The organism is Lacticaseibacillus absianus (genome assembly GCF_013407595.1).
In the GTDB taxonomy this organism is placed as follows: Bacteria; Bacillota; Bacilli; order Lactobacillales; family Lactobacillaceae; genus Lacticaseibacillus; species Lacticaseibacillus absianus.
This window is the reverse complement of sequence record NZ_JABEKX010000001.1, coordinates 560118-580410: the sequence shown is the minus strand read 5'-3', so window position 1 is coordinate 580410 and position 20293 is coordinate 560118. Positions and strand designations below refer to the sequence as shown.

Sequence of the window (20293 nt, the reverse complement as noted above, 5' to 3'; positions counted from 1 at the left end):
CGCACGCCCCTCCGCTCAGTGACCTGATCAGGCTGGATCACGCAAGACGTGATCTCCTGACTGGGTGAGAAAGTTCTTCCGGTGCGCTACTCGCGGACGACAAGGACAGAGATATTCGCATGCTTGACCATGTAAGTGGCCTGGCTGCCAAAATGCTTCGCCAGCCCCTTCTTCGCCTCGGCGCCGATGATCAAGAGGTCTGGTTGGACCTTCGGGATGATCACCTTCACGATCGTCTCCCCAGGGTCGCCTTCGCCGATGATCGCGCGAACACTTGCGATCCCCGCCTGCTTAGCCAACTGGCAGTACTCGTTGAGGTGTCGTTCCAGCGCGTCACGTTCACCGTGCACGTAATCCTTGGTCATGGCCTGATACACATTCATCTCATCGGATTCGAGGATGCTTGCGATGATCAGCTCGGCCCCATCCGCTTTGGCGCGGTGGATCGCGTACTGGAACGCAGCTAACGCGTCCGCCGAGTCATCGACGCCGACTAAGATCTTCTTGAACTCATCTGCCATTATTCTGCCTCCTTGTTCGCCAACTCAGCGGCGGCTTCCCGTTCGGCCAAGCGCTTGTCGCCTCGATACAGGTCGGCCATGCACCAAGCCAGTAGCGCCAGGATCAAGAGGATCGCGATATACGCGGCGATGTGTGCGCCTTGGACCGCGCCTGCACTGGCGTTATCGCCAAGGAAAGCGGCGAAGGAATCCGGCAGGTTGAGCAGGTTGAGGAACGTCAACCCGATCACAGAGATCCACCCGCAGACTTTGACCCAAGTAGAGTTCTTGAACCGCTTGCCCATCTCGGCCTTGCTGTCGGTCAGCATCAGCAGGGGCAGCATGGAGAACGGCAGGGCGAAGGCCAGGAAGACCTGCGAGTTGTTCATCAGGGTGTTCAGGGCCTCATGCTGGTCGACCTTATTCATCCCACTGGTCATGGCCACGCAGACCAGGACCGGAACGACAGAGATCAGACGGGTCACGAGCCGGCGCGCCCACAGCGGCATGCGCATGTGCACGAACCCTTCCATGATCACCTGCCCGGTCAGGGTCCCGGTGATCGTCGAGTTTTGGCCGGACGCCAGCAGGGCAACGGCGAACAGGATGGAGAGGATCCCCGACTTAGCGACGGCGATCAGGACCCCGTTGCTCAGCGTGGATGTGTCCGACAGGGCTTCGAACAACCCGAAGAAGGACGGATCCTTGACGGCGCCGGACTTGAAGACCGCGACCCCCATGATCAGGAGCAGGGAGTTGACGATGAACGCAAAGCTCAGTTGGATGTTAGAGTCCCACTGGCTGAAGCGCACCGCCGTGGCGACTTCTTCTTCGTCATCGTGGTCGATCTTACGCGTCTGGGAGACCGCACTGTGCAGGTACAGGTTGTGCGGCATCACAGTGGCACCGATGATGCCCAGCGCACCACCCAACGGCGTCATGCCGTTCACTTCTGGGTGTGTGGCGACCGCATCCGCAGACGGAACCAAGCGCCGAATGATCTCGCCCCAGTTCGGGTCAGATAACGCGACCTGATAGACAAAGACCAGCAGGATCACCAGGATCAAGCAGACCACGATCGCCTCGATCTTGCGGAACCCAATTTTCGTTAGCAGTAATAATATCAGGACATCCAATACGGTCAGGAACACCGCGATGACTAACGGAATGTGGAACAGCAAGTACAGCGCGATCGCGGCGCCGATCACTTCCGCGATATCTGTCGCCATGATCGCGAATTCGGTCATGATCCAAAGAATGATCCCCAGCGTCTTGCTCGTGCGGGCACGGATCGCTTGCGCGAGGTCCATCCGCCCCACGATCCCAAGCTTGGCCGCCATGTTTTGCAACAGCATCGCGATCAAGCTTGAGACCAAGATCACCGTCATCAGCAGGTAACCGAAGTTTTGCCCACCCGTGATGGAGGTCGACCAGTTACCTGGATCCATGTACCCCACGGCAACAAGCGCGCCGGGACCGGAATAAGCGAATAAGGTCCGCCAGAATCCTTTGCCCTTCGGCACCTCGACCGTGCCATTGATCTCCTCAAGTGAGGGCCCGTTCGCATACTCGATCAGCTTATGCTTACGGGGTGTCTGTGGTGCATCGTTCATCTCAACCATCCTTTCTGCCCGAGCCAACCCAGGCTCGAACTGCCGAATTATCGGCGCCTCGCCACGACGAGGAATTTTGAAACCACCGTTAGTATACGGCAGAAAAATCCAAAGTAAAGATTTTTTTGAGGCCGAGCTAACTTATTTCTGATGGTTCGGGTATAACCACTGATATCAAGGGATTGATCAAGTTAGGAACAGCAAACGATTTTACGAAAATAGTTATTAAACATGATTAATGGCGTGCAATTCAGCATTTGCGCAAACCCACTTCCGCCCGTCCGATCGGCTTTCACAGAATCCGCTTTCTTTGCGGTCATTCCGGCGCCGACGTCATTGTGTGCCGTCAAGCGCCACTGGCGCTCATTCATCCAAGTGCGCCGATATTATTAGCCTGCCCGAATATCACGTATGCCGCCGCCCCAAAAACTGAGCAAGCGCTGAAAAAACCATCAGCCCCCGCAGCCGGTTGAATATATGTTTAGTTAGACATATACTCTCGCTATCGACTTAAGGGGGCTTTCCTGTGAATTACTGGCTACTGGCCATCACGTTTTTGAGCGTGAACCTAGACTTCTTCTTCATGCTACTGTTCCTACTCAAGCGCTACCGGATGCCGGCCGTGATGCTTGGGTATCTGCTCGGCACACTGACCCTGTTGACCTTGAGCTTTGGCGTGGGCAAAGCCCTGGCGACCATACTGCCGGAGTGGGTGCTCGGTGTCCTCGGGGTGCTCCCGATCTGGCTTGCACTACGCGACGACGACGATGATGATGATGCTCGCAGCACCGGTGCACCGGTCTGGAACGTCTTCGTCACCTACCTATCGGTGTGCGCAGGCTGCAATCTCTCGATCTTCTTACCCGTCTTGGCCAATGAGACGCTCCCCCACTTCGGGTTGACGCTGCTCTTCATCGGCACCTTGACCGTGCTGATCGTCTGGCTGATCCACCTGATCGCCGACAGTCCCGCCGTCACCCGGGTGCTGGCCCACTACGGGGAACAATTGATGAAGGGCTGCTACATCCTGATCGGTTGCTATGTCTTCTGGGACAGTGGGCTGATCGATCACATACTGAGCTGGTTTTGACCACATCCCTGACACGCGCCACGTCGCTTTCGGGGCCAAAAAGGCCCCGCGCAAGGCGGGGCCAGGTTGTCATTCGGTGACTGGCACAGCCAAGGTGTGCCGAAGTGTCGTGACGTCATGGTAGGTGCCCGCCGCCTGCGCCACCCGGTCACGTGTGACGATCGCAAAGCCGCGGTGGCGCCAAAACGTGAGGTCACTCGGCGTCGCGTTGACCACCGTGAGCGCAATGCGTCGATCACCGGCGCTGGCCGCCTGCGCCGCCAACGTGGCCAGCGCCGCAGTCCCGTAGCCGCGCCCGCGCAGCTGCGTCGGGATCAGCAGCAGTTGCAGTGTCAACACACCCGGCCGCGGGCAACCGGTGACGTAGGCGATCACCCCGACCACCTGTGCGTCGTCGCAGATCAGCGCATAGTGCTTGGTCCCCTGCACGCCTGCCGGAACGCCAGTGCGATCATCTGCCACCGTGCTGCGACTCGGGTACGGCAGCCCGCAGCGGGCAAAGTAATCCATCGCCTCTCGGTAAACTTCGAGACATTGCCGCCGTTGCGGCATCGAATGAACCGGTTGGAATCGTATCATCGGGTATTCCTTCCTTCCGAGCACCTTGGGTTCGGGGCTCGTTTTAAGGTATACCTTAAATATGCGTTTTTGACAAGTCTGGCTCGTGCGCATCTGTTATGATGGACCTATATCCCCTTAGGAGGTCTCTGATGACACAAGTTGACGGTGATTGGACCCAAGACACATTGACGCTCGCACTAGCCCATGGGCAGCTGCGCCTGGTGGCCGGTGCGGCGACCCCCGAGCCGACGGCGGCCACCCTCTACCTAACCGGCACGCAACTAGTCGGCCTCGATGCCGCGCCGACTAAAGCCACGGTGACGCGCACGCTGCAGATCAGACCTTCAGCGCTTGAGCCGCAATACCTGAGCCGCCTGCTCGCGGAGCTGGCGCAGGCCGCCAAGCTCAAGCTGGAGACCGCGCCGACCGCCAAGCTGCCGGCCAGCCAGCGCGCCACGGCCACCGCGTATTGGGCTGAGCTGGCGCCACTGCTCATGGTGCTTGGCGTCAGCCTCGCCCCGGCGCCAAAGCGCCCAGCCAAGGCGCAGCACCGCTGGAAGGCGGCTGTCGCCACGGTGCCGTTCACCACTGATTGGGCCGGCACCCAAGCCACCGTCTACTGGCGCAAGCGCAACGAGCTCATGCTCCTGGCCGGCGCGCAGATGAAGCCAGAGGCCGACCTCAACGCCGACGGCAGCCTCGGCTTCGACGCCCGCTTCGCCGCCCAGCTGCGTCACGAAAACGCCGACGCGTTTGACCCCCAGACCTTCACCACCACCCGTGATCTGGTGCTCAAAAGCGTCAACGAAGTCGGCCTATTTCTCTACTTCGGCAACACCAACAGCTGGCTACAGCTCAAAGACGCCGCCGGCAAGACCATCGAGGACTGGACGATCGTCAAGTAATGCATTTCGAAGGCCCGCCACCGCAGTAGTCGCGGCGGCGGTTTTGGGTTGCACCCACCCGAGGCGCACACGGGCTTGACCCGTTCATACCCGCACCAGCGATGCGCCTCCGCACGACCTGACCACCGCAGTCGACTCACCCGACCCGATCGCCGCGCCCCTTGGGTCTAGTTCCCCGCAAGCGCTTTGCAACCCTAGGCAACTGTGGTACAGTAGGGACCCCATTACATCAGAGGAGGAACAGCATGACCGCAACGGAATGGATCGAGATCGTCGGTGACCGCGAGAACAACCTCAAGCACGTGGATCTGCGCGTGCCCAAGCACCGCATCACCGTCTTCACCGGGGTGTCCGGCTCAGGCAAGTCATCGATCGTGTTTGACACGATCGCCCAAGAAGCTGGCCTCCAGCTCAACAGCACCTTCAGCAACTTCGCCCGCCTGTTTCTCCCGAAGTACCACCGGCCCGACGTCGAAGCGGTACGCAACTTATCACCAGCGGTCGTGATCGCGCAAAAACCGCTGGGTGGCAATGCCCGCTCGACGCTGGGGACGATCAGCGATATCAACCCACTGTTGCGCCTGCTGTTTTCGCGGCTCGGGCAACCACACCACGGACACGCCGCCAACGCGTTCTCGTTCAACGATCCGGCTGGCATGTGTCCCACGTGCCAAGGTCTGGGCGAAACCTACGTGTTGGATCTGGACGCAACGCTGGATCGCAAGTTGAGTCTGAAGCAAGGTGCAATCCTGTTGCCGAACTACGGCGACCACGGCTACTACCTGCAACAGCTGCTCAAGGCCAAGTTGTTCGATCCGGATAAACCACTGGCGGACTACAGCGCTGCAGAGCTGGCCCGACTTCTGAACGGTGATCCAGATGAGGCGGTGCGCAAGAAGCAAAAATTCGAAGGCATCAGCCGTCAGTTTTTCCGCCAAACTGCGGGGCATGACGGCGACACTGGTGAAGGGGCCGCCAAGCGCCTGGCCACCTACGCCCAGACGACGGTGTGCCCCGCCTGCCACGGGCAGCGCTACAATGCTGGGGTCCTGGCGTGCAAGGTGCACGGGTACAACTTGTTCGACCTGACTGACATGCAACTGGACGCGCTGGATGCATTGCTCGCGACCTGGGATGACACCAGCGTCGCACCGCTGATCGCCGATCTGCGCCGGCGGCTGGGCGACCTGATCCATATCGGGCTCGCCTACCTCAGCCTGACGCGTGACACGCGCACCCTGTCCGGCGGCGAAAGCCAGCGGGTCAAGACCGTTCAGTATCTGGGCAACGCGCTGACCGACATGCTCTACATCCTCGATGAACCCAGCACCGGCCTGCACCCGCGTGATGTGCACCGGCTCAACGAGCTGCTGATCAAGTTGCGCGACAACGGCAACACGGTGATCGTGGTCGAGCACGACCCTGATGTGATCAAGGTCGCCGACTATGTCGTCGACATGGGCCCCGGGGCCGGGCGCCACGGCGGGACGGTCACCTTCACCGGCACCTACCCCGAGCTGCTGGCCAGTGACACACTGACCGGGCGCGCGCTCACCCAACACCTGCCGATCAACCCCGCTCCGCGCACACCGCACGACTGGGTCACCAGCACCCCGAGCGACCGGCACAACCTCCAGCACGCGCAGCTCAAGGTCCCGCTGGGCCTGTTCACGGTGGTGACCGGCGTGGCCGGGTCGGGCAAAAGCACGCTGGTCCAGCAGGTGTTTGCCCGCGAACACCCCGACGCCCAGGTGATCGACCAGGCGCCGCTGCACGCCAACAGCCGCTCCAGCATCGCGACTTACACCGGCATCATGGACCGGCTGCGCGCCCTGTTCGCCAAGGCCAGCGGTCAGCCCGCCGGCTTCTTCAGCGCCAACTCCAAGGGCGCCTGCCCGACCTGCAAGGGCAAGGGCGTGGTGGCGCTCAACCTCTCCTTCATGGACGACGTGGAGGTGGTCTGCCCCGACTGTGACGGCCAGAAGTACCGGCCAGAAGTGCTCGACTACCGCCTGCACGGCGTCAACATCGTCGAGCTGATGCGAATGACAATTGAGGAAGCCACCAGCTTTTTCGCCGACGCCAAGATCAATGCCCAGCTGGCCGCGGTTCAAAACGTCGGCCTCGGCTACCTCGCGCTTGGCCAGACGCTCGACACCCTGTCCGGCGGTGAGGCGCAGCGGCTGAAGATCGCCGCCGAGCTCAGCCAGGCCCACCGGCTCCTGATCCTCGACGAGCCGACCACCGGCCTGCACACCGCCGACACGGCCAACATGAGCCGCATCATCAACGATCTCGTTGACGCCGGCAACACCGTGATCGTGGTCGAGCATAACCTCGACGTGATGCGGGCGGCCGACTGGCTGATCGATATCGGGCCGGACGGCGGCAGCCGCGGTGGCCGCGTGGTCTACGAAGGCCCGGTCGCCGGGGTGCGCGCCTGCGCCGAGTCGATCACCGGGCAGTACCTGTAAGCAACAGAAAAGCAGCGACCCAATGCCACGATTTGGCGTTGGGTCGCTGCTTTTGATTACCGTGCGTCTAGGCAGCTGGTCACACCTTTAAGGGCGAGTCAGCTCATGTACGAGATGCAACACATCCGCCAGTTTGTCAGCCGGGAGTTTCTCCAAAAAACGTGGTTGACAAATACGGTGATCGATCGTCAGCAGCCGCTCCACGTAGATCGTTCCGTCTGTCTTAGTGCGCCCGTCAAGGCTAATGTGCGTCGGATAAGCCCATTGACCATGCGTGATCGAAACGACCCAAGCGAATGGTGACGTCTCAGCCAGAAGATCATTACTGACCACTTAAAGCTGGACGCTTACCGACCTGTTCGTGCCCTTGGGAAGGGGCAAAGTCAAGCAGGACAATATCTCCCATACGCGGTCGCTACCTCATCTCCATTCCTCCCCAGCGGGTGCCATGGCCAGCCAATCCGTATCTTCAGCAGTTGGGTCGTAGTAGCCGTCGTAGTGCGCAAAAAGTTCTGCCAACGATTTACGTCGCTGTTTCTTGATCACGATTTGTCCGTCTGTCACTGTGATCTCGATAGGCTCGCTGATATCGATCTGGGCAGCAGCCATCGATTCCTTCGTAATCCGCACCCCCGCGCAATTACCCCAATGCTTGAGCGTCGTGTCAACCGTCATTGTCATGGTATCACCTCCAGCACACGTATATCCAATCGTATAGACGAACGCAAGCATTTTGCCGCATTCACGGCACCAGCACCAGCCGCTCGCGGTGGTGCGCGCCCGCCTCAAGCGCGGCATGGGCCCAGGCGGCATCCCCAAATGGTCGGACTAGCAGCGGCGCGTCCAGCAAGTCGCCGCGCGCAAACGCGGCGTTGAGCACCACGGCGGCAGCCGCCAGCTGGGCGCCAGTCGCGTGGCTGATGACGAAGCCGTTGAGCTGCTTTTGGGCCATGTAGAAGCCACGCACGGCGAAGCTGAACTGATCGTCAGCCGGAGCCGTGATCAGCGTCACCTCGCCACCCTGGCGCAGCGCGTCAAGGCTTGCCTGCAGCGGCGCGCGCCCCGAGGTGTCGACGACATGGTCGAACTGGCCGATCCAGCGTGGCGGCAGCGGCTGGTGGTAATCCGTCCAGTCGCCACTGCCAAGCGCCGCGAGCCGCTCGGCGTCGGCGGCGTTGCTGGTGGTCGCCACCTGCAGGCCGGCGCGGTGCGCGAGGCTGACGAACGCGCGGCCGACGTGGCCCGCCGCCCCGGCCACCAGCAGGCGCTGCTTGGGCTTTGCGTGCATCACCGCGGCCAGCACGATCGCCGCCGTCGCGCCGGGATGCAGCGCCGCGACCAGCGCCGAGTCGGCGATCCCGGCCGGGGCCGGGTACAGGCGATCGGCCGCCACCGCGACGAGGGTGCTGGTCGCCCCGGGGCGCCCGTCGTAGCCGGCAGAGTTGGTCCAGACCCGCTGGCCCGGCGTGAAACCGGTCACCCCGGGCCCCAGTGCCTGCACCGTGCCGACCAGGTCGCGGCCGATCACGTGCGGGGTCGCCAGCGCGGTCTGGAACCCCCCACTGCGGATGAAGGTGTCCACGTGATTCACCGCGACGGCGGCCACCTGCACCACCACTTCGCCCGGCCCGGCGACCGGGTCCGGCACCGACGCCAGGTGGATCACGCCCGGATCACCGAATTGATCGAATACTGCTGCTTGCATCTCGCTCACTATCCCTTCATTAGGCACCGGGCACGCGCCGGTGGCGGTCATGTCCACAAGATAACGCTGATTTTCCGGCGACGCAAGCCCGCTGACGCCGATCGCCCCGGCTCCACCCGAGGATCCAGGTGAGGCGGGGGCGATCCAGTTGGCGGGTGCGCCGCTCACTTGCCGCTGTACACGGGAAAGGCGCGGTCCTGCCCGTAGTCGGCGAAGCGCAGCGCCTCAAGCGTCGCCATATCGGCCGGCGCGATCTCGAAGTCCAGCGCCAGATTGGCCGCGAGGTGGGCGGGACTGGTCGACTTCGGCAACGGCACCAGGCCTTTTTGCAGGCAAAAGCGCAGGGCCAGCTGCGCCACACCGACGCCGTAGCGGGCCGCCATCGCCACGATCGTCGGCTCGTTGAGCATCGCGCCGTGCGCCACCGGCGAGTAGGCCTCGGTCACGATTCCGTGCGCCCGGTCATCATCGATCACGGCTCGCGGCCAGTTGCCGATGTGGGCGAGCACCTGGTTGACCGCCGGGCGCACGCGCCCGTGCGTCAGCAGGTTCTCCAGGTCGACCGGCTCGAAGTTGGACACCCCGATCGCCCGTAGCTTGCCCGCCGCCTGCGCGTCTTCCAGCGCGCGCCAGGCCTCTAGGTTGCCGGCGAAGTAGTGCTCCCCGTTGCGCCAATCCGCCCAGGGCTCCGGGCTGTGGATCAGCATCAGGTCGATCTCGGCCAGCCCCAGCGCGGTCAGCGACCCATCGATCGCCGCGGTGGCCGAGGCGTAGTCCTTCGCCTCGGCGGCCAGCTTGGTGGTCACGAAGACTGACTCGCGCGCCAGGCCACTGGCGCGCAAGCCCTCCCCAACGCCCCGCTCGTTCCCGTACGCCTGCGCGGTGTCGAGGTGGCGGTAGCCGGCCTCCAGCGCGGTGCGCACCACCGCGGCCACCGCATCATCCGGGATCAGCCACGTGCCCAGCCCCAGCCGCGGCATCGTGACGCCATTGTTCAGTTCAACGGTCTCAGTCAAGCTTGTCATCATCCTCTCCGTAGGTCTGCTTGATCAGATCAAAGGCGCTCCACGCCTTGGGCCACCCGGCGTAAAACGCCAGGTGCGTGACTAACGCGACCATCTCAGCGCACGTCACCCCATTCGCCTTAGCGATCGCCATATGCGCGGCCAGCTGTGGGAACAGGCCTTGCGCCATCAATGCACTGACCGTGATCAAGCTCCGGTCGCGCGCCGACAGGTCCGGCTGGGCCCAGACCTCACCGAACAGCACGTCGTCATTCAGGGCCGCAAACTGCGGGGCCAAGGCCCCCAGCTGATCGCGACCAGCAGTTTGGTTCGTCATCTCAGTCCTCCTCGGCGGTCGCGGTGAGGTCACCGGCGACCGTTGTGTCCAATGCATCATACGTCACATCGTCGACCGCTTCCAGCCACTCCGGCGTGCCCGCCGTGATCGCGATGTGGCTGAACCACGCATCGCGCGTCGCGCCGTGCCAGTGTTTCACGCCATCGTGGGTCACCACCACATCACCAGTGGTCAGGCGGCGCGCTGGGTGGCCCGCTTCTTGGTACCAACCCACGCCACCGGTCACAAGTAGCAGCTGGTAGCCGCCGTGGTGAATGTGCCAATGGTTGCGACAACCGGGTTCAAACGTCACCTCGCCCACACCGACGTTGACGGCCGGGTCTGCCACCAACGTGCGCAGGTAGCTGGTGCCGGTGAACACTGCGGCGTAGGCCGTGTTCAGGTCACCGCGTTCATACAGTTTTGACGGATCCATTAGGTCGTTCCTCCTGTCCAATGCGCTGCAAGTATGCCTCGAAATTCTCATCCTCAGCGATCGTGCAGTCGACCTTGCCTTGATACCAATCGAGCTTGTGCGTCAGCACGGTCAGATTCTTCTGGATCGCCTCGATCTGCGCCTCGGCGGCCGCCCGTACGTCCGCGAGCAGTGCCATGCGGGCCGGGATCGTCGCGTCGCCTTGCGCGCGCAGCGTCACGTAACGCTGTAGCTGGGCCATCGTCATACCTGTTCCCTTCAGGTGCAGGACGAACAAGAGCCATTTTTCGTCTTCTTCGGTGTAAAACCGTTGGCCGTTGCCGTCACGATGCGGCCGAAGCAGTCCCGCTTGCTCATAGTAGCGCAGCGTGAAACTGCTCAGGCCAACGCGCTCGGCAAACGCGCCGATCCGATATTGCGTCATTGTCTCCCTCCGTTCACTTGGGGTCCGCGTCCAGCAACGTGACGCCGGCGGCTGGGTTGTGATCGATCGCGCCGATCACTTGGTGCGGAACATACGGCGCCTCCAAGAACGCAACGTCTTCCGCTGTCAGTTGGACCTTGAGGGCTCCCACTGCGTCGTCGAGGTAGCGCGTGCGCGTCGCCCCGATGATCGGAGACGTCACGCCCTTGGCCCAATGCCAAGCCAGACTGATCTGGGCCATCGTCACCCCCTCGCGCGTCGCCAGTGCCTCGACGCGCGCCGCGATCGCCTGATCCTGCGCCTGGGTGTGATCGTACTTGCCCTGTGCCACCCGGTCAGTCCGACTGCGCAGCGTGTCACTGGTCCACCCCGGCCGCGCCAGTCGGCCTGCGGCGAGCGCGCTGTAGGGCATCAGGGCCACCCCCATCTGGCGACACAGCGGGATCAGCTCCCGCTCGTCTTCACGGTAGAGCAGGTTGTAGTGATTTTCCATCGCCACAAACGGGGTCCAGCCATGGTCGCGGGCCGCCAGCTGCATGTTGTAGAACTGGTAGGCGTACATCGCCGAAGCGCCCAGCGCCCGGACCTTCCCCTGTTGCACCAGCTCGTCTAGCGCCACCATGGTCTCTTCGATCGGGGTCTCGTAGTCGAAGCGGTGGATCAGGTACAAGTCGAGGTAGTCCGTCCCCAGTCGCCGCAGCGTCCCCTCGATCTCCCGCATGATCGCCGCCCGCGACAGCCGCCCTGGGTTGAAGTACACCTTCGATGCGATCACGACCCGATCGCGCGTCGTATGCTGCCGCAACGCCGCGCCGAGGTACTGCTCGCTGGTCCCAGCGGAGTAGGTGTTCGCCGTGTCAAAAAAATTGATCCCTAACGCCAGCGCATGTGCGACGACGCGATCCGTCTGCGCAGGATCCAACGTCCAATCATGCATCGTGCCAGCCTGACCGAAGCTCATCGCGCCGACACACAGCTTGGAAACTTCGATCCCTGAGTTACCTAGTGATGTGTAGTCCATGCTGGTCACTCCCTTCATAGACCAACCATACGACTTCGAGTGCACTCTAAGTCAAGCGCTGACCCCAAAATTTTCGTCACCACCTAACGCGCGCGAGAAAAGCCGACTAGACCCAGTATTCGGGGACCAAAACTCCTTATAGAAAGAAAGCCATCGGGGTGAACTAGCTTGTCCATCCATCGCCGAATGCCGAGCGACGCGCCTGCACGCCAAAAACGCACCCTTCCGTGAAAGGATGCGTTGCGAGCGACAGTCCGACCAGGTGGTCAGACGTCTATCCAGTTAGCGGTTGCGCCAGTCAGGCTACTTCAGATCGATGTTCCAGGCGGTGACTTCAGTGCCCTTATACTGCTTCTTGATCAACTTCGCGATGTCGTCAGTCTGGTATGCTTTGACGATCTTTTTGTACGTCGCATTGTTCTTATCCGCCTTGCGCGCCGCGATGATGTTGATCCACGGAATGGACTTCTTGGTGATCGCCTCGCGGTAGATCGCCTTCTTCGGGTCGAGCTTGGCGTCGACGGCGACCCCGGAGTTCACGACCGAGCAGGCCACATCCGGCAGGGAGGCCGGCAGCTGCGCGGCGTCGAGCGCCTGGATATCGAGCGACAACTTGTTCTCGGTGATGTCTCGTGGCGTTGGCAGGGCGACTTTATCGTTGAGTTTGATCAACCCGGCGTATTCCAGAAGCTGCAACGCACGCCCCTCGTTCGTCGCGTCGTTCGGGATCGAGATCTTATCCCCCTTCTTGAGTTGCTTGAGGCTGCTGATCTTCTGGGAGTAGACCGCGGCCGGGGCGATCACAGTCTTGGCAATCGAGATCAAGTCCGCATTTTGCTCTTTGTTCCAGTTGTCCAGGAAGTACTGGTGCTGGAAGGCGTTGAGGTCGATGTCCCCGTCACGCAACGCCGTGTTGGGCTGATTGTAATCCTGGAACTGCACGATCTTGATCGTGATGCCGTCTTTTTTGACCTTCTTCGCGACCGCATTCCAGATGTCTTGGTCCGCGCCGACGATCCCGATCTTAACGGTAGTCGTCTTGTCCGCGTCACTGCCTTTTTTGGCCTGCCCGCAACCCGTCAAGAGCAACCCTAGTGCGGCAACGATCCCAATATGCTTCAAACTGATTTTCATGATATGTCCTCCTGTGATGAAACGCAGCCACGTGAGTGGGGTGGCGTCGAGCGCACAACGGCGGTACCGGCTGGCCGGGCAACCTGACCATCCGCGGTGCGCGGCCGCTGCTCCGGGGCAAAAAAAACCGCCCACCTCTAACCAACGTTAGAAGTGAGCGGGCCCACGGTACCATTCTAATTCGACGGCGCACGGCCGTCCTCCACAACAGACAATAATCTGCGTGCACGGTAATGGGTGCCAGCCATCGCAGCCTTGTCCGAGGGACTCGGTGCGCCATGTTGATCAAGCCATGTTCGGTGCGTCGTGCTACCCCGTTCTCAGCTACCCGGGTTCTCTGTGCAGTCTTGCCACGCCTACTCACTTGACGTCGTTTCATCGTTTTTTAAGTTGCACTCAGAATACCACGCCAATTTTTAATGTCAACAGTTGATTTTTCATTTGGCCTCGTGTACCTTTGGGGGCGAAAGATGGTGAGCAAAAATGGACGAAGCAACACAGTTTTTACAAGAATTGGTACAGGTCGATACCTCGACCGCAACCGGCAACGAAGAAGCGATCGCGCACTTGCTCCAGGCGAAGTTCGAGGCGGCTGGGATCGCGGTCAAGCTGATCCCCTATGCCGACCACCGCGTGAACTTGGTGGCAGAATTTGGCGACGGTCAACCGGTGTTCGCCTTCACTGGCCACGAAGACGTGGTCAACGTCGGCGACCTCAGCCAGTGGCACTTTCCCCCGTTTGCGGCCGCGATCGACGGCGATAAGCTTTACGGACGCGGCGCGTCTGACATGAAATCCGGCCTTGCCGCCATGGCGCTGGCCTTCATCGCGCTCAAAACCAGCGGCTTCCCCCACCATGTGCGCTTCATGGCGACCGTGGGTGAGGAGTACGGCGCGATGGGCGCCCGCCAGCTGACCGACCTCGGCTACGCAGATGACATCGCGGCCCTGATCGTCGGCGAGCCGACCGGTGGCAAGATCGAGTACGCCCACGCTGGCTCTTACAACTACAAGGTCAAGAGCTATGGCAAGTCCGTCCACAGCTCCCTGCCGCAGACAGGGGTCAACGCAATCGCCAAGCTGGTCGACTTCGTTCAGGCCGAACGCACCCTGTTTGCGGACACACCAGTCGATCCTGTGATCGGCGAGCTCGTGCACAGCGTCACCGTGCTGCGCGCCGGTGATCAAGTCAACACGATCCCCGACTACGCGGAGCTAGCCGGTAACATCCGGCCGACCCCAAGCTTCACCAACGCCGAAGTCACCGCTCGCCTGCAAGCCCTCGTCGCCGAGCTAGACGCGGCCGGGCCGGGCAAGCTCGAGTTCGAGCTGACCCACAGCTTCTTCCCCGTTCTGACTGAGCGCACCGGTCGTCTGGTCACCCGCGCCAACGCGGCGATCGCTGCGACCACCGGCGCTGCGCGCGCGCTGACGATCTCCCACGGCGCCACCGACGCCTCTGAGTTCACCAAGAGCGCCAACCACTTCGAGACGATCATCTACGGGCCCGGCAACGAAGCCGGTAGCGTCTCCCACCAAGTCGACGAGTATGTCAGCTTGACTCGCTACCACGAGACGATCCGCGAGTTTGAAGCGATCGCTAGGGCGTACTTCGACTGATTGGTCTAGGTCATCTATCAATTTTGGAGGTCACGCCAAACCGGCGACCCCCTCACGTTCTGCCGGTCAGACACATCGCCTGACGGGGCGGAACGCGGGGGGATCGCCGGTTTTTGGGGCTAAGCTTACTTCAAGTAGACCTTCACTTCGTATGGCCGCAGTCGCTCACCGGCGTCGTCGCCATAGTTCTGTTGCAACAGGGTGCCCGCCGGTGCGGCTTCTGGCCGCGTCAGGGTCTCATCCGTGAAGTTGGCAACGACCGTCAGGACCTGCCCATCCAGGGTGCGGGTGTAGGCCCAGACCTGCTCGTCTTCAGGCGCCAGCAGGGTGTAGTCGCCGTACGTGATGATCGGGTACTGCTTGCGCAGCGCGTTCATCTCGCGATAGAAGCTGAACACGGAATTCGGGTCATCGACCTGGCTGGCCGCGTTGATCTTGGGGTAATTGTCATTCAGGCCGATCCACGGGGTGACGCCCGCACTGGTGAAGCCGGCGTTAGCGCTGGTGTCCCACTGCATCGGGGTCCGGGCGTTGTCGCGCCCGCAGAGTTCGATCCCCAGCAGCATCTCGTCTGGCGCCAACAGGTGGCGAGTTTCGACCAGGTCCTGCCACGCGTTGAGGGTCTCGATGTCGCGGCAATCGTCAATGGACTGCACGTTGTAGACGTTGGTCATCCCCAGCTCTTCACCTTGGTAGATGTACGGCGTGCCTTGCTGGTAGTGCAGGACCGCGCCGAGCATCTTGGCGGACAGTTCCCGGTACAGCGGCCGGTCGTTGCCCCAGCGCGAGACGGCCCGCGGCTGGTCGTGGTTACTCCAGAACAGCGAGTTCCACGCCTTACCCGCCAACTCGACCTGCCAGCGCGTCATGATCGCTTTGAGCCGGCTGAGCTGGATCGGGTGGTGGCGCCAGCGCCCGAATTCGCGGTCCAGATCCAAGCTGAGGTGCTGGAACTGGAACACCATGCTCAGCTCGTGGGTATCATACCCCGCATACAGCTGCGCCGACTCCGGTGTTACGCCCCCGGTCTCCCCCACCGTCATAATGTCGTACTTGGACAGCACGCGGTCGTTCATCTCGCGCAGGTAGGCGTGCACCTGCGCCTGCCGGTCATCGCCCCGCCGTGTGTTGGTGAAGTCCTCTGGCTTGGAGATGGAGTTGATCACATCCATGCGGAAGCCGTCGATGCCGCGGTCGAGCCAGCGGGTCATCATCCCATAGATCTCGTCGCGCACCGTATCGTTGCGCCAGTTGAGGTCCGGTTGCTTTTTGGAAAACAGGTGCAGGTAGTACTGCCCGGTCGCCTCATCGAATTCCCAGGCTGAGCCAGAGAAGGTCGAGGACCACGGTGCCGGTTCGTGCCCGTCGACGGGGTCGCGCCAGATGTAGTAGTCGCGGTACGGGTTGTCCACCGCCTTGCGGCTCTCGGCGAACCACGCGTGTTCGTCGCTGGTGTGGTTGACGACCAGATCCATCACGATCTTGAGCCCCAGCGCATGCGCATCGGCCAGCACGGCATCAAAATCGGCCATCGTACCAAACGCTGGCTGGATCGACTCGTAATCGCTGATGTCGTAGCCGTTATCATCATCCGGCGACCGGTACACCGGCGTCAGCCAGATCACGTCGGCCCCCAGCCGCTTGATGTACGGCAGGCGCCGACGTAACCCGTTAAGGTCGCCCAGCCCGTCATCGTCACTATCTTGGAACGACCGTGGGTAGACTTGGTACACCACGGCTTCTTGCCACCAATGTTTTTGCATGCTTATCCCTCTTGCATTTCTTTGACTAGGTATAACACGAGATCATCATTGACGCACACCGCCCCTCGCGCCAGCGGTGCATTGCGGTACCAGAGCCCACTACCATCTGGCACATACCCCCGCAGCCGTTGCGCCGCTCCGTAGCCGGCGTGCAGGCCGACGCCGAGGCTGATCCGCGGCCCCGCACCGGCTTCTGCCGCTGTCATCAGCGCGGTCCCGACGCCCTGGCGCTGGTACGGCCCAAAGACGTTGAAATCGACCAGCTCCGGCAGTTGCCCAGCAAACGGCCCGTGCGCCGCTTGCGGCACGCGGGTCAAGTAGCCGAGCACGCGCGTCGAGTCGCGCGCGACGAACACTGCTCGCATACCGGCGGTTTGTTCCGCCCAATAGCGTTCGAGCACCGCCAGCCGCGCCGACCAGCCCTGAGCGACGAAGGCCTGGCCGAGTGCGACAACATCAGCTCGGCGCATCGCCGTGATCTGCAAACGACCCAGCTCAAGGCTTTTGATCTCCGTCACTATCATCTCTCCTTATCACACATGCGCGCAGGATTAGCGGCCCATCGCCTCACGATATTCACGAGGTGACATACTTGTCTGCAACTTGAAAATCTTGTAAAAATAGTTGGGATTAGGATACCCGACCGCCAACGCGATCTCATTGATATCGTAGTTAATATTGCGCAGCATATCGATTGCAACACCGATCCGCCAATCGTTACGATACTGTGCAAAAGTTCGACCGGTTTCCTGCTTGAACAGCTGACCAAGATAGACCGAATTGAGGTGAAGCTCTGCCGCAACATTACTCAGGGTCAATGGTTCAGCGTAGCGTTCGTGGATGATATGCTGCACCGCCGCCACGTTACGGGAGTAGCGTCTGGTCCCATGCGTAGCCGCTCTTTGGGCAACTGCCACGAGGATCTCACTCAGCTTCGTGACAACCGGGGCCTGGTTGATGGTTGCGATCACTTCTGCCTTGTCCTCAAAACGCGTCAATTTTTCAGCCAATACCATCAGTACCAACAAGGCCATCTGTCTGGTCAACAAGACCGAGGCATTGGCTTCACGTAACCCTTCGAACTGCCCTGCGAGCCACCGCTTGAATGCGGCCGGTTCAAGCATTGCGATCTGCTGACGCACACTAGAAAAATCTGGTAATGTCGGCACGTTATCCGCTTCACCGGCGGCTAGCATTACGCGTAACCCGCTGGCAGTCTCAAAGAAATACTGGCGAGCGATCTCCGCGGTCAACTGGGCATATGAACCCGGCAGTTGGTCGACTTTTGATACCTCTGGTCCGACCAACACTGGCCGTTGGGCTGAGGCGACCGCCCGAGGCGATTCATTGATAAAAGTAGACAGATGCTGCTGATCACCCTGAAACAAGATGACAAAGTCTTGCGCCTCCCGGAAAAAGCCACGGACGCCTGGCACTGCGTCTAGATATGCAGTTAATATATTGGGTGGCAGCGGATTCAACTCCGCTAGTAAACGCACGGGGGCTTGCTCATGATCGAAAGACACCCCCAGCGACTTCGCCAGCTCTACCGCACCAGTCGTTACCAATGTCCTTAACTGCGTCTGCGCCGCAAGGCTTGCGTTAGCGTCTACTTGCTGGCGCGCCTCAAGGCGGTCGATCGCCGCACGCACTGCCTCGTCTAGCTCATCAGCATCGATCGGCTTGCTCAAGTAATTGACCGCATGTTGCTGCAGACCAGCCTTCACGTAGTCAAAATCTGCATATCCCGAGACCACGATCAATTCCATCTCAGGCTGTATCTGCTTGGCTGCCGCCACGAACGTTGGCCCCGGCATCTCCGGCATATTCATATCCGAGACAAGGATATCGATGGGGTTGGTGCGTAGATACGCCAATGCCCTGACTGGGTTTTGCTCAGTGTTCTCAACGCGCAACCCCAGGCTCGTCCAATCGATCAACTTACGCAGCCCACGTAGCAACATGTATTCATCGTCAACGATCATCACCTTGCGCATTCAGGCTCTCCTCCTTGTCAATGAACCTCATGGTCATTTGAACGCCCTCGACCCCATCACTACTCAGATTCATATCAAAACTGTCACCGAAGTAATCGCTCAGTCGGGAATAGACGTTTTGCAATCCGATCGAGTCCCGTTGAGAAAGACCCAGCGGTGCCTTCATTTTCTGATTCACCGCGGCCACTTCGGCCACTGATAAGGGCCGGCCGTTATTCACGACCGTGATGGTGACCTGATCTCCTTCACGCCACGCCTTCAAGTGCATCGCATTATCTTTTCTGGCAAAGTCCACCCCGTGAACGAAGTAGTTCTCGACGATGGGCTGCAAACTAAACTTGGGCAAACTGAGCTTCGCGACCTCTGGCGATACACTGATCTGATATGCTAAGCGGTCTGGAAACCGCACTTGATAAAGAAAGATGTATTTATCAATAAAGTCCAGCTCACGTTTAAGCGTCGTCATAGGCGAAAAATCTGTATTGTTGCGCAACAAGGCGGCAAAGCTGTAAACGACCTGCGCAAGCTCCGGTTGATCCGCATCTAACGCAGCCATTCGAATATACTCCATCGTATTCGACATAAAATGCGGATTGATCTGCGCCTGCAATGCCTTAATATTCGCCTCCTGCTGTGCGATCCGCAGTTGATAGATCGTGTAGATATGCTCATGGATCTCTGCCAGCATCGCATTGATCCCTGTAGCCAGCACTTTTAGGTCGGTCGGACTGGGCTCAATGGCCACTCGCGCATTAAGGTCACCCTCAGACACCGCTTGAACCGTTCCGACAATCATGCTGAGCTGGTGCTGGTAACGCCGGAAGATCAGCCACAGAACACCACTCAGCGCGGTCAGCAAGGCCAGACCGAGTAGCATCAATGGCAACACTCGCCACATGATCAGATTCTGGATCGTATGCGCGTTCGTCACTTGGATCAGTTGGTAGTCGGACGTCAATGCCTTGCTGGTGACTTTATAACCCGTCAACTTATCAAGTGTCCCCGTTGCCAATGCGTGTTTAACGCGCTTCTCCTCGTCTCGCGTCACCCCCTGACCCCGATAATAAAACGCCCGCACCCCGGAGTCTGACACCACTGCGATCTGAATTGGCGCCGTTGCACGAATCTCAGTCAACTGCTGGCGCAACTCCTGCTGGTTGAACCCAATGCTGACGACGCCTGCCGTTGCAAGTGTGTACTGATTGATCAGAGGGGCCGACAGCGCCAGCTTTTTCTTGACAGTACCTGCGCTCAGTAATTCACCGCCTGGTTTCGTCGAACTGGCAACGAAAACTTTGCTCTGGTCGCCCATCCTCAGCGTCATCTCTGTGATCTGCGGATTCTGCAAGAAGAACTGACTCGACTCTGTCGGCCAAAAAAAGTAATGGCCGCCGACCGCCAAACTACGGTCGATCGCATAATCCGCGTAGTCCGCCAGCGGCGTCGTGAAGTACTTATCTAAGCTGGCCAGATCCTCTGGCGTCGTCATGAGCTTGGAGGCAAAGTCTGCCACCACCTGTTGATTATGCGAAACCGTATCGGTGATCCGCGACATCGCCGCGTTCTCTGCCTGTCGCAACTCGGATTCGTAATTACGGACGTTGACGACAATAAAGATACTCGTCACCGCGATGACCGAGGTCGCTAATATCCATGTGTAGACCTTGATCAGACGAATAAAACTCGACTGCACCAAAGTCTCACGCACG

Annotated in this window: 21 protein-coding genes; 4 read left to right on the top strand and 17 right to left on the bottom strand. The window is 60.5% G+C overall.

Annotated features, from left to right (window positions below; all coding sequences use genetic code 11):
• Positions 1 to 86: 86 nt before the first annotated feature.
• Complete coding sequence (locus HII33_RS02270; RefSeq protein ID WP_179394176.1) at positions 87 to 521, bottom strand: universal stress protein; 435 nt, start codon at positions 519 to 521, stop codon at positions 87 to 89.
• Positions 521 to 2113, bottom strand: a complete 1593-nt coding sequence (locus tag HII33_RS02265; RefSeq protein WP_179394175.1) for an Nramp family divalent metal transporter — start codon at positions 2111 to 2113, stop codon at positions 521 to 523. Before HII33_RS02265 ends, HII33_RS02270 begins: the two co-directional genes overlap by 1 nt.
• A 526-nt stretch (positions 2114 to 2639) precedes the next feature.
• Here HII33_RS02265 and HII33_RS02260 point away from each other — a divergent pair.
• On the top strand, positions 2640 to 3203 hold the full coding sequence (locus tag HII33_RS02260) for a cadmium resistance transporter (RefSeq protein ID WP_179394174.1): 564 nt from the start codon (positions 2640 to 2642) through the stop codon (positions 3201 to 3203).
• A gap of 69 nt (positions 3204 to 3272) precedes the next feature.
• Here HII33_RS02260 and HII33_RS02255 read toward each other — a convergent pair whose 3' ends face one another.
• Positions 3273 to 3782, bottom strand: coding sequence for a GNAT family N-acetyltransferase (locus HII33_RS02255; RefSeq protein ID WP_179394173.1), 510 nt, complete (start codon positions 3780 to 3782; stop codon positions 3273 to 3275).
• Between the two features lie 131 nt (positions 3783 to 3913).
• Between HII33_RS02255 and HII33_RS02250 the strand changes: the two genes are divergently transcribed.
• Together HII33_RS02250 and HII33_RS02245 are read left to right on the top strand one after the other, a co-directional pair.
• A complete protein-coding gene (locus HII33_RS02250; RefSeq protein ID WP_179394172.1) occupies positions 3914 to 4669 on the top strand; it encodes a hypothetical protein in 756 nt (251 codons plus the stop codon).
• 245 nt (positions 4670 to 4914) lie between these two features.
• Positions 4915 to 7143, top strand: a complete 2229-nt coding sequence (locus HII33_RS02245) for an ATP-binding cassette domain-containing protein (protein WP_179394171.1) — start codon at positions 4915 to 4917, stop codon at positions 7141 to 7143.
• An 87-nt stretch (positions 7144 to 7230) separates the two neighbouring features.
• Here the strand turns inward: HII33_RS02245 and HII33_RS02240 are convergent, their stop codons facing one another.
• From HII33_RS02240 to HII33_RS02200, 10 genes are all read right to left on the bottom strand, one after another.
• The gene (locus HII33_RS02240) at positions 7231 to 7476 is read right to left on the bottom strand and encodes a type II toxin-antitoxin system PemK/MazF family toxin (RefSeq protein ID WP_343036819.1); all 246 of its coding nucleotides are present in this window, start codon (positions 7474 to 7476) and stop codon (positions 7231 to 7233) included.
• Positions 7466 to 7549, bottom strand: coding sequence for a type II toxin-antitoxin system PemK/MazF family toxin (locus HII33_RS13875; RefSeq protein ID WP_281362223.1), 84 nt, complete (start codon positions 7547 to 7549; stop codon positions 7466 to 7468). Before HII33_RS13875 ends, HII33_RS02240 begins: the two co-directional genes overlap by 11 nt.
• Before the next feature lie 14 nt (positions 7550 to 7563).
• A complete protein-coding gene (locus HII33_RS02235) occupies positions 7564 to 7824 on the bottom strand; it encodes an AbrB/MazE/SpoVT family DNA-binding domain-containing protein (protein WP_179394170.1) in 261 nt (86 codons plus the stop codon).
• Between the two features lie 61 nt (positions 7825 to 7885).
• A complete protein-coding gene (locus HII33_RS02230) occupies positions 7886 to 8848 on the bottom strand; it encodes an alcohol dehydrogenase catalytic domain-containing protein (protein ID WP_179394169.1) in 963 nt (320 codons plus the stop codon).
• Between the two features lie 164 nt (positions 8849 to 9012).
• Complete coding sequence (locus HII33_RS02225; protein ID WP_179394684.1) at positions 9013 to 9864, bottom strand: aldo/keto reductase; 852 nt, start codon at positions 9862 to 9864, stop codon at positions 9013 to 9015.
• The gene (locus HII33_RS02220; protein WP_179394168.1) at positions 9857 to 10189 is read right to left on the bottom strand and encodes a carboxymuconolactone decarboxylase family protein; all 333 of its coding nucleotides are present in this window, start codon (positions 10187 to 10189) and stop codon (positions 9857 to 9859) included. Before HII33_RS02220 ends, HII33_RS02225 begins: the two co-directional genes overlap by 8 nt.
• Before the next feature lies 1 nt (position 10190).
• Positions 10191 to 10625 carry a cupin domain-containing protein gene (locus HII33_RS02215; RefSeq protein ID WP_179394167.1) on the bottom strand — a complete coding sequence of 145 codons (435 nt, stop codon included), beginning with the start codon at positions 10623 to 10625 and terminating at the stop codon, positions 10191 to 10193.
• Positions 10603 to 11049, bottom strand: a complete 447-nt coding sequence (locus tag HII33_RS02210; protein WP_179394166.1) for a MerR family transcriptional regulator — start codon at positions 11047 to 11049, stop codon at positions 10603 to 10605. The genes HII33_RS02215 and HII33_RS02210 overlap by 23 nt, the downstream gene beginning before the upstream one ends.
• 13 nt (positions 11050 to 11062) lie before the next feature.
• A complete protein-coding gene (locus HII33_RS02205) occupies positions 11063 to 12070 on the bottom strand; it encodes an aldo/keto reductase (RefSeq protein ID WP_179394165.1) in 1008 nt (335 codons plus the stop codon).
• Positions 12071 to 12373: 303 nt separating this feature from the next.
• Positions 12374 to 13204, bottom strand: coding sequence for a MetQ/NlpA family ABC transporter substrate-binding protein (locus tag HII33_RS02200; protein ID WP_179394164.1), 831 nt, complete (start codon positions 13202 to 13204; stop codon positions 12374 to 12376).
• 483 nt (positions 13205 to 13687) lie between these two features.
• On the opposite strand from HII33_RS02200, the gene HII33_RS02195 reads away from it, so the two are divergent.
• Positions 13688 to 14824, top strand: a complete 1137-nt coding sequence (locus HII33_RS02195; protein WP_179394163.1) for an ArgE/DapE family deacylase — start codon at positions 13688 to 13690, stop codon at positions 14822 to 14824.
• Between the two features lie 125 nt (positions 14825 to 14949).
• Here the strand turns inward: HII33_RS02195 and HII33_RS02190 are convergent, their stop codons facing one another.
• The 4 genes from HII33_RS02190 to HII33_RS02175 form a co-directional block, all read right to left on the bottom strand.
• Positions 14950 to 16587 (bottom strand): glycoside hydrolase family 13 protein, encoded by a 1638-nt coding sequence (locus HII33_RS02190; protein ID WP_179394162.1) that lies wholly within the window; start codon positions 16585 to 16587, stop codon positions 14950 to 14952.
• Between the two features lie 2 nt (positions 16588 to 16589).
• Positions 16590 to 17057 (bottom strand): GNAT family N-acetyltransferase, encoded by a 468-nt coding sequence (locus HII33_RS02185; protein ID WP_179394683.1) that lies wholly within the window; start codon positions 17055 to 17057, stop codon positions 16590 to 16592.
• 81 nt (positions 17058 to 17138) lie between these two features.
• On the bottom strand, positions 17139 to 18584 hold the full coding sequence (locus tag HII33_RS02180) for a response regulator (protein ID WP_179394161.1): 1446 nt from the start codon (positions 18582 to 18584) through the stop codon (positions 17139 to 17141).
• Complete coding sequence (locus tag HII33_RS02175) at positions 18562 to 20277, bottom strand: sensor histidine kinase (protein WP_343036818.1); 1716 nt, start codon at positions 20275 to 20277, stop codon at positions 18562 to 18564. The genes HII33_RS02180 and HII33_RS02175 overlap by 23 nt, the downstream gene beginning before the upstream one ends.
• Between the last annotated feature and the right edge of the window lie 16 nt (positions 20278 to 20293).

Bases quoted from the DNA above. Each gene is read 5' to 3' on its own strand.
- HII33_RS02265 (WP_179394175.1), bottom strand. From the start codon at position 2,113: ATGAACGATGCACCACAGACACCCCGTAAGCATAAGCTGATCGAGTAT.
- HII33_RS02250 (WP_179394172.1), top strand. From the start codon at position 3,914: ATGACACAAGTTGACGGTGATTGGACCCAAGACACATTGACGCTCGCA.
- HII33_RS02210 (WP_179394166.1), bottom strand. From the start codon at position 11,049: ATGACGCAATATCGGATCGGCGCGTTTGCCGAGCGCGTTGGCCTGAGC.
- HII33_RS02255 (WP_179394173.1), bottom strand. From the start codon at position 3,782: ATGATACGATTCCAACCGGTTCATTCGATGCCGCAACGGCGGCAATGT.
- HII33_RS02220 (WP_179394168.1), bottom strand. From the start codon at position 10,189: ATGACGAACCAAACTGCTGGTCGCGATCAGCTGGGGGCCTTGGCCCCG.
- HII33_RS02245 (WP_179394171.1), top strand. From the start codon at position 4,915: ATGACCGCAACGGAATGGATCGAGATCGTCGGTGACCGCGAGAACAAC.
- HII33_RS02235 (WP_179394170.1), bottom strand. From the start codon at position 7,824: ATGACAATGACGGTTGACACGACGCTCAAGCATTGGGGTAATTGCGCG.
- HII33_RS13875 (WP_281362223.1), bottom strand. From the start codon at position 7,549: ATGGGAGATATTGTCCTGCTTGACTTTGCCCCTTCCCAAGGGCACGAA.
- HII33_RS02180 (WP_179394161.1), bottom strand. From the start codon at position 18,584: ATGCGCAAGGTGATGATCGTTGACGATGAATACATGTTGCTACGTGGG.
- HII33_RS02185 (WP_179394683.1), bottom strand. From the start codon at position 17,057: ATGCGCCGAGCTGATGTTGTCGCACTCGGCCAGGCCTTCGTCGCTCAG.
- HII33_RS02200 (WP_179394164.1), bottom strand. From the start codon at position 13,204: ATGAAAATCAGTTTGAAGCATATTGGGATCGTTGCCGCACTAGGGTTG.
- HII33_RS02190 (WP_179394162.1), bottom strand. From the start codon at position 16,587: ATGCAAAAACATTGGTGGCAAGAAGCCGTGGTGTACCAAGTCTACCCA.
- HII33_RS02205 (WP_179394165.1), bottom strand. From the start codon at position 12,070: ATGGACTACACATCACTAGGTAACTCAGGGATCGAAGTTTCCAAGCTG.
- HII33_RS02195 (WP_179394163.1), top strand. From the start codon at position 13,688: ATGGACGAAGCAACACAGTTTTTACAAGAATTGGTACAGGTCGATACC.
- HII33_RS02270 (WP_179394176.1), bottom strand. From the start codon at position 521: ATGGCAGATGAGTTCAAGAAGATCTTAGTCGGCGTCGATGACTCGGCG.
- HII33_RS02215 (WP_179394167.1), bottom strand. From the start codon at position 10,625: ATGGATCCGTCAAAACTGTATGAACGCGGTGACCTGAACACGGCCTAC.
- HII33_RS02230 (WP_179394169.1), bottom strand. From the start codon at position 8,848: ATGCAAGCAGCAGTATTCGATCAATTCGGTGATCCGGGCGTGATCCAC.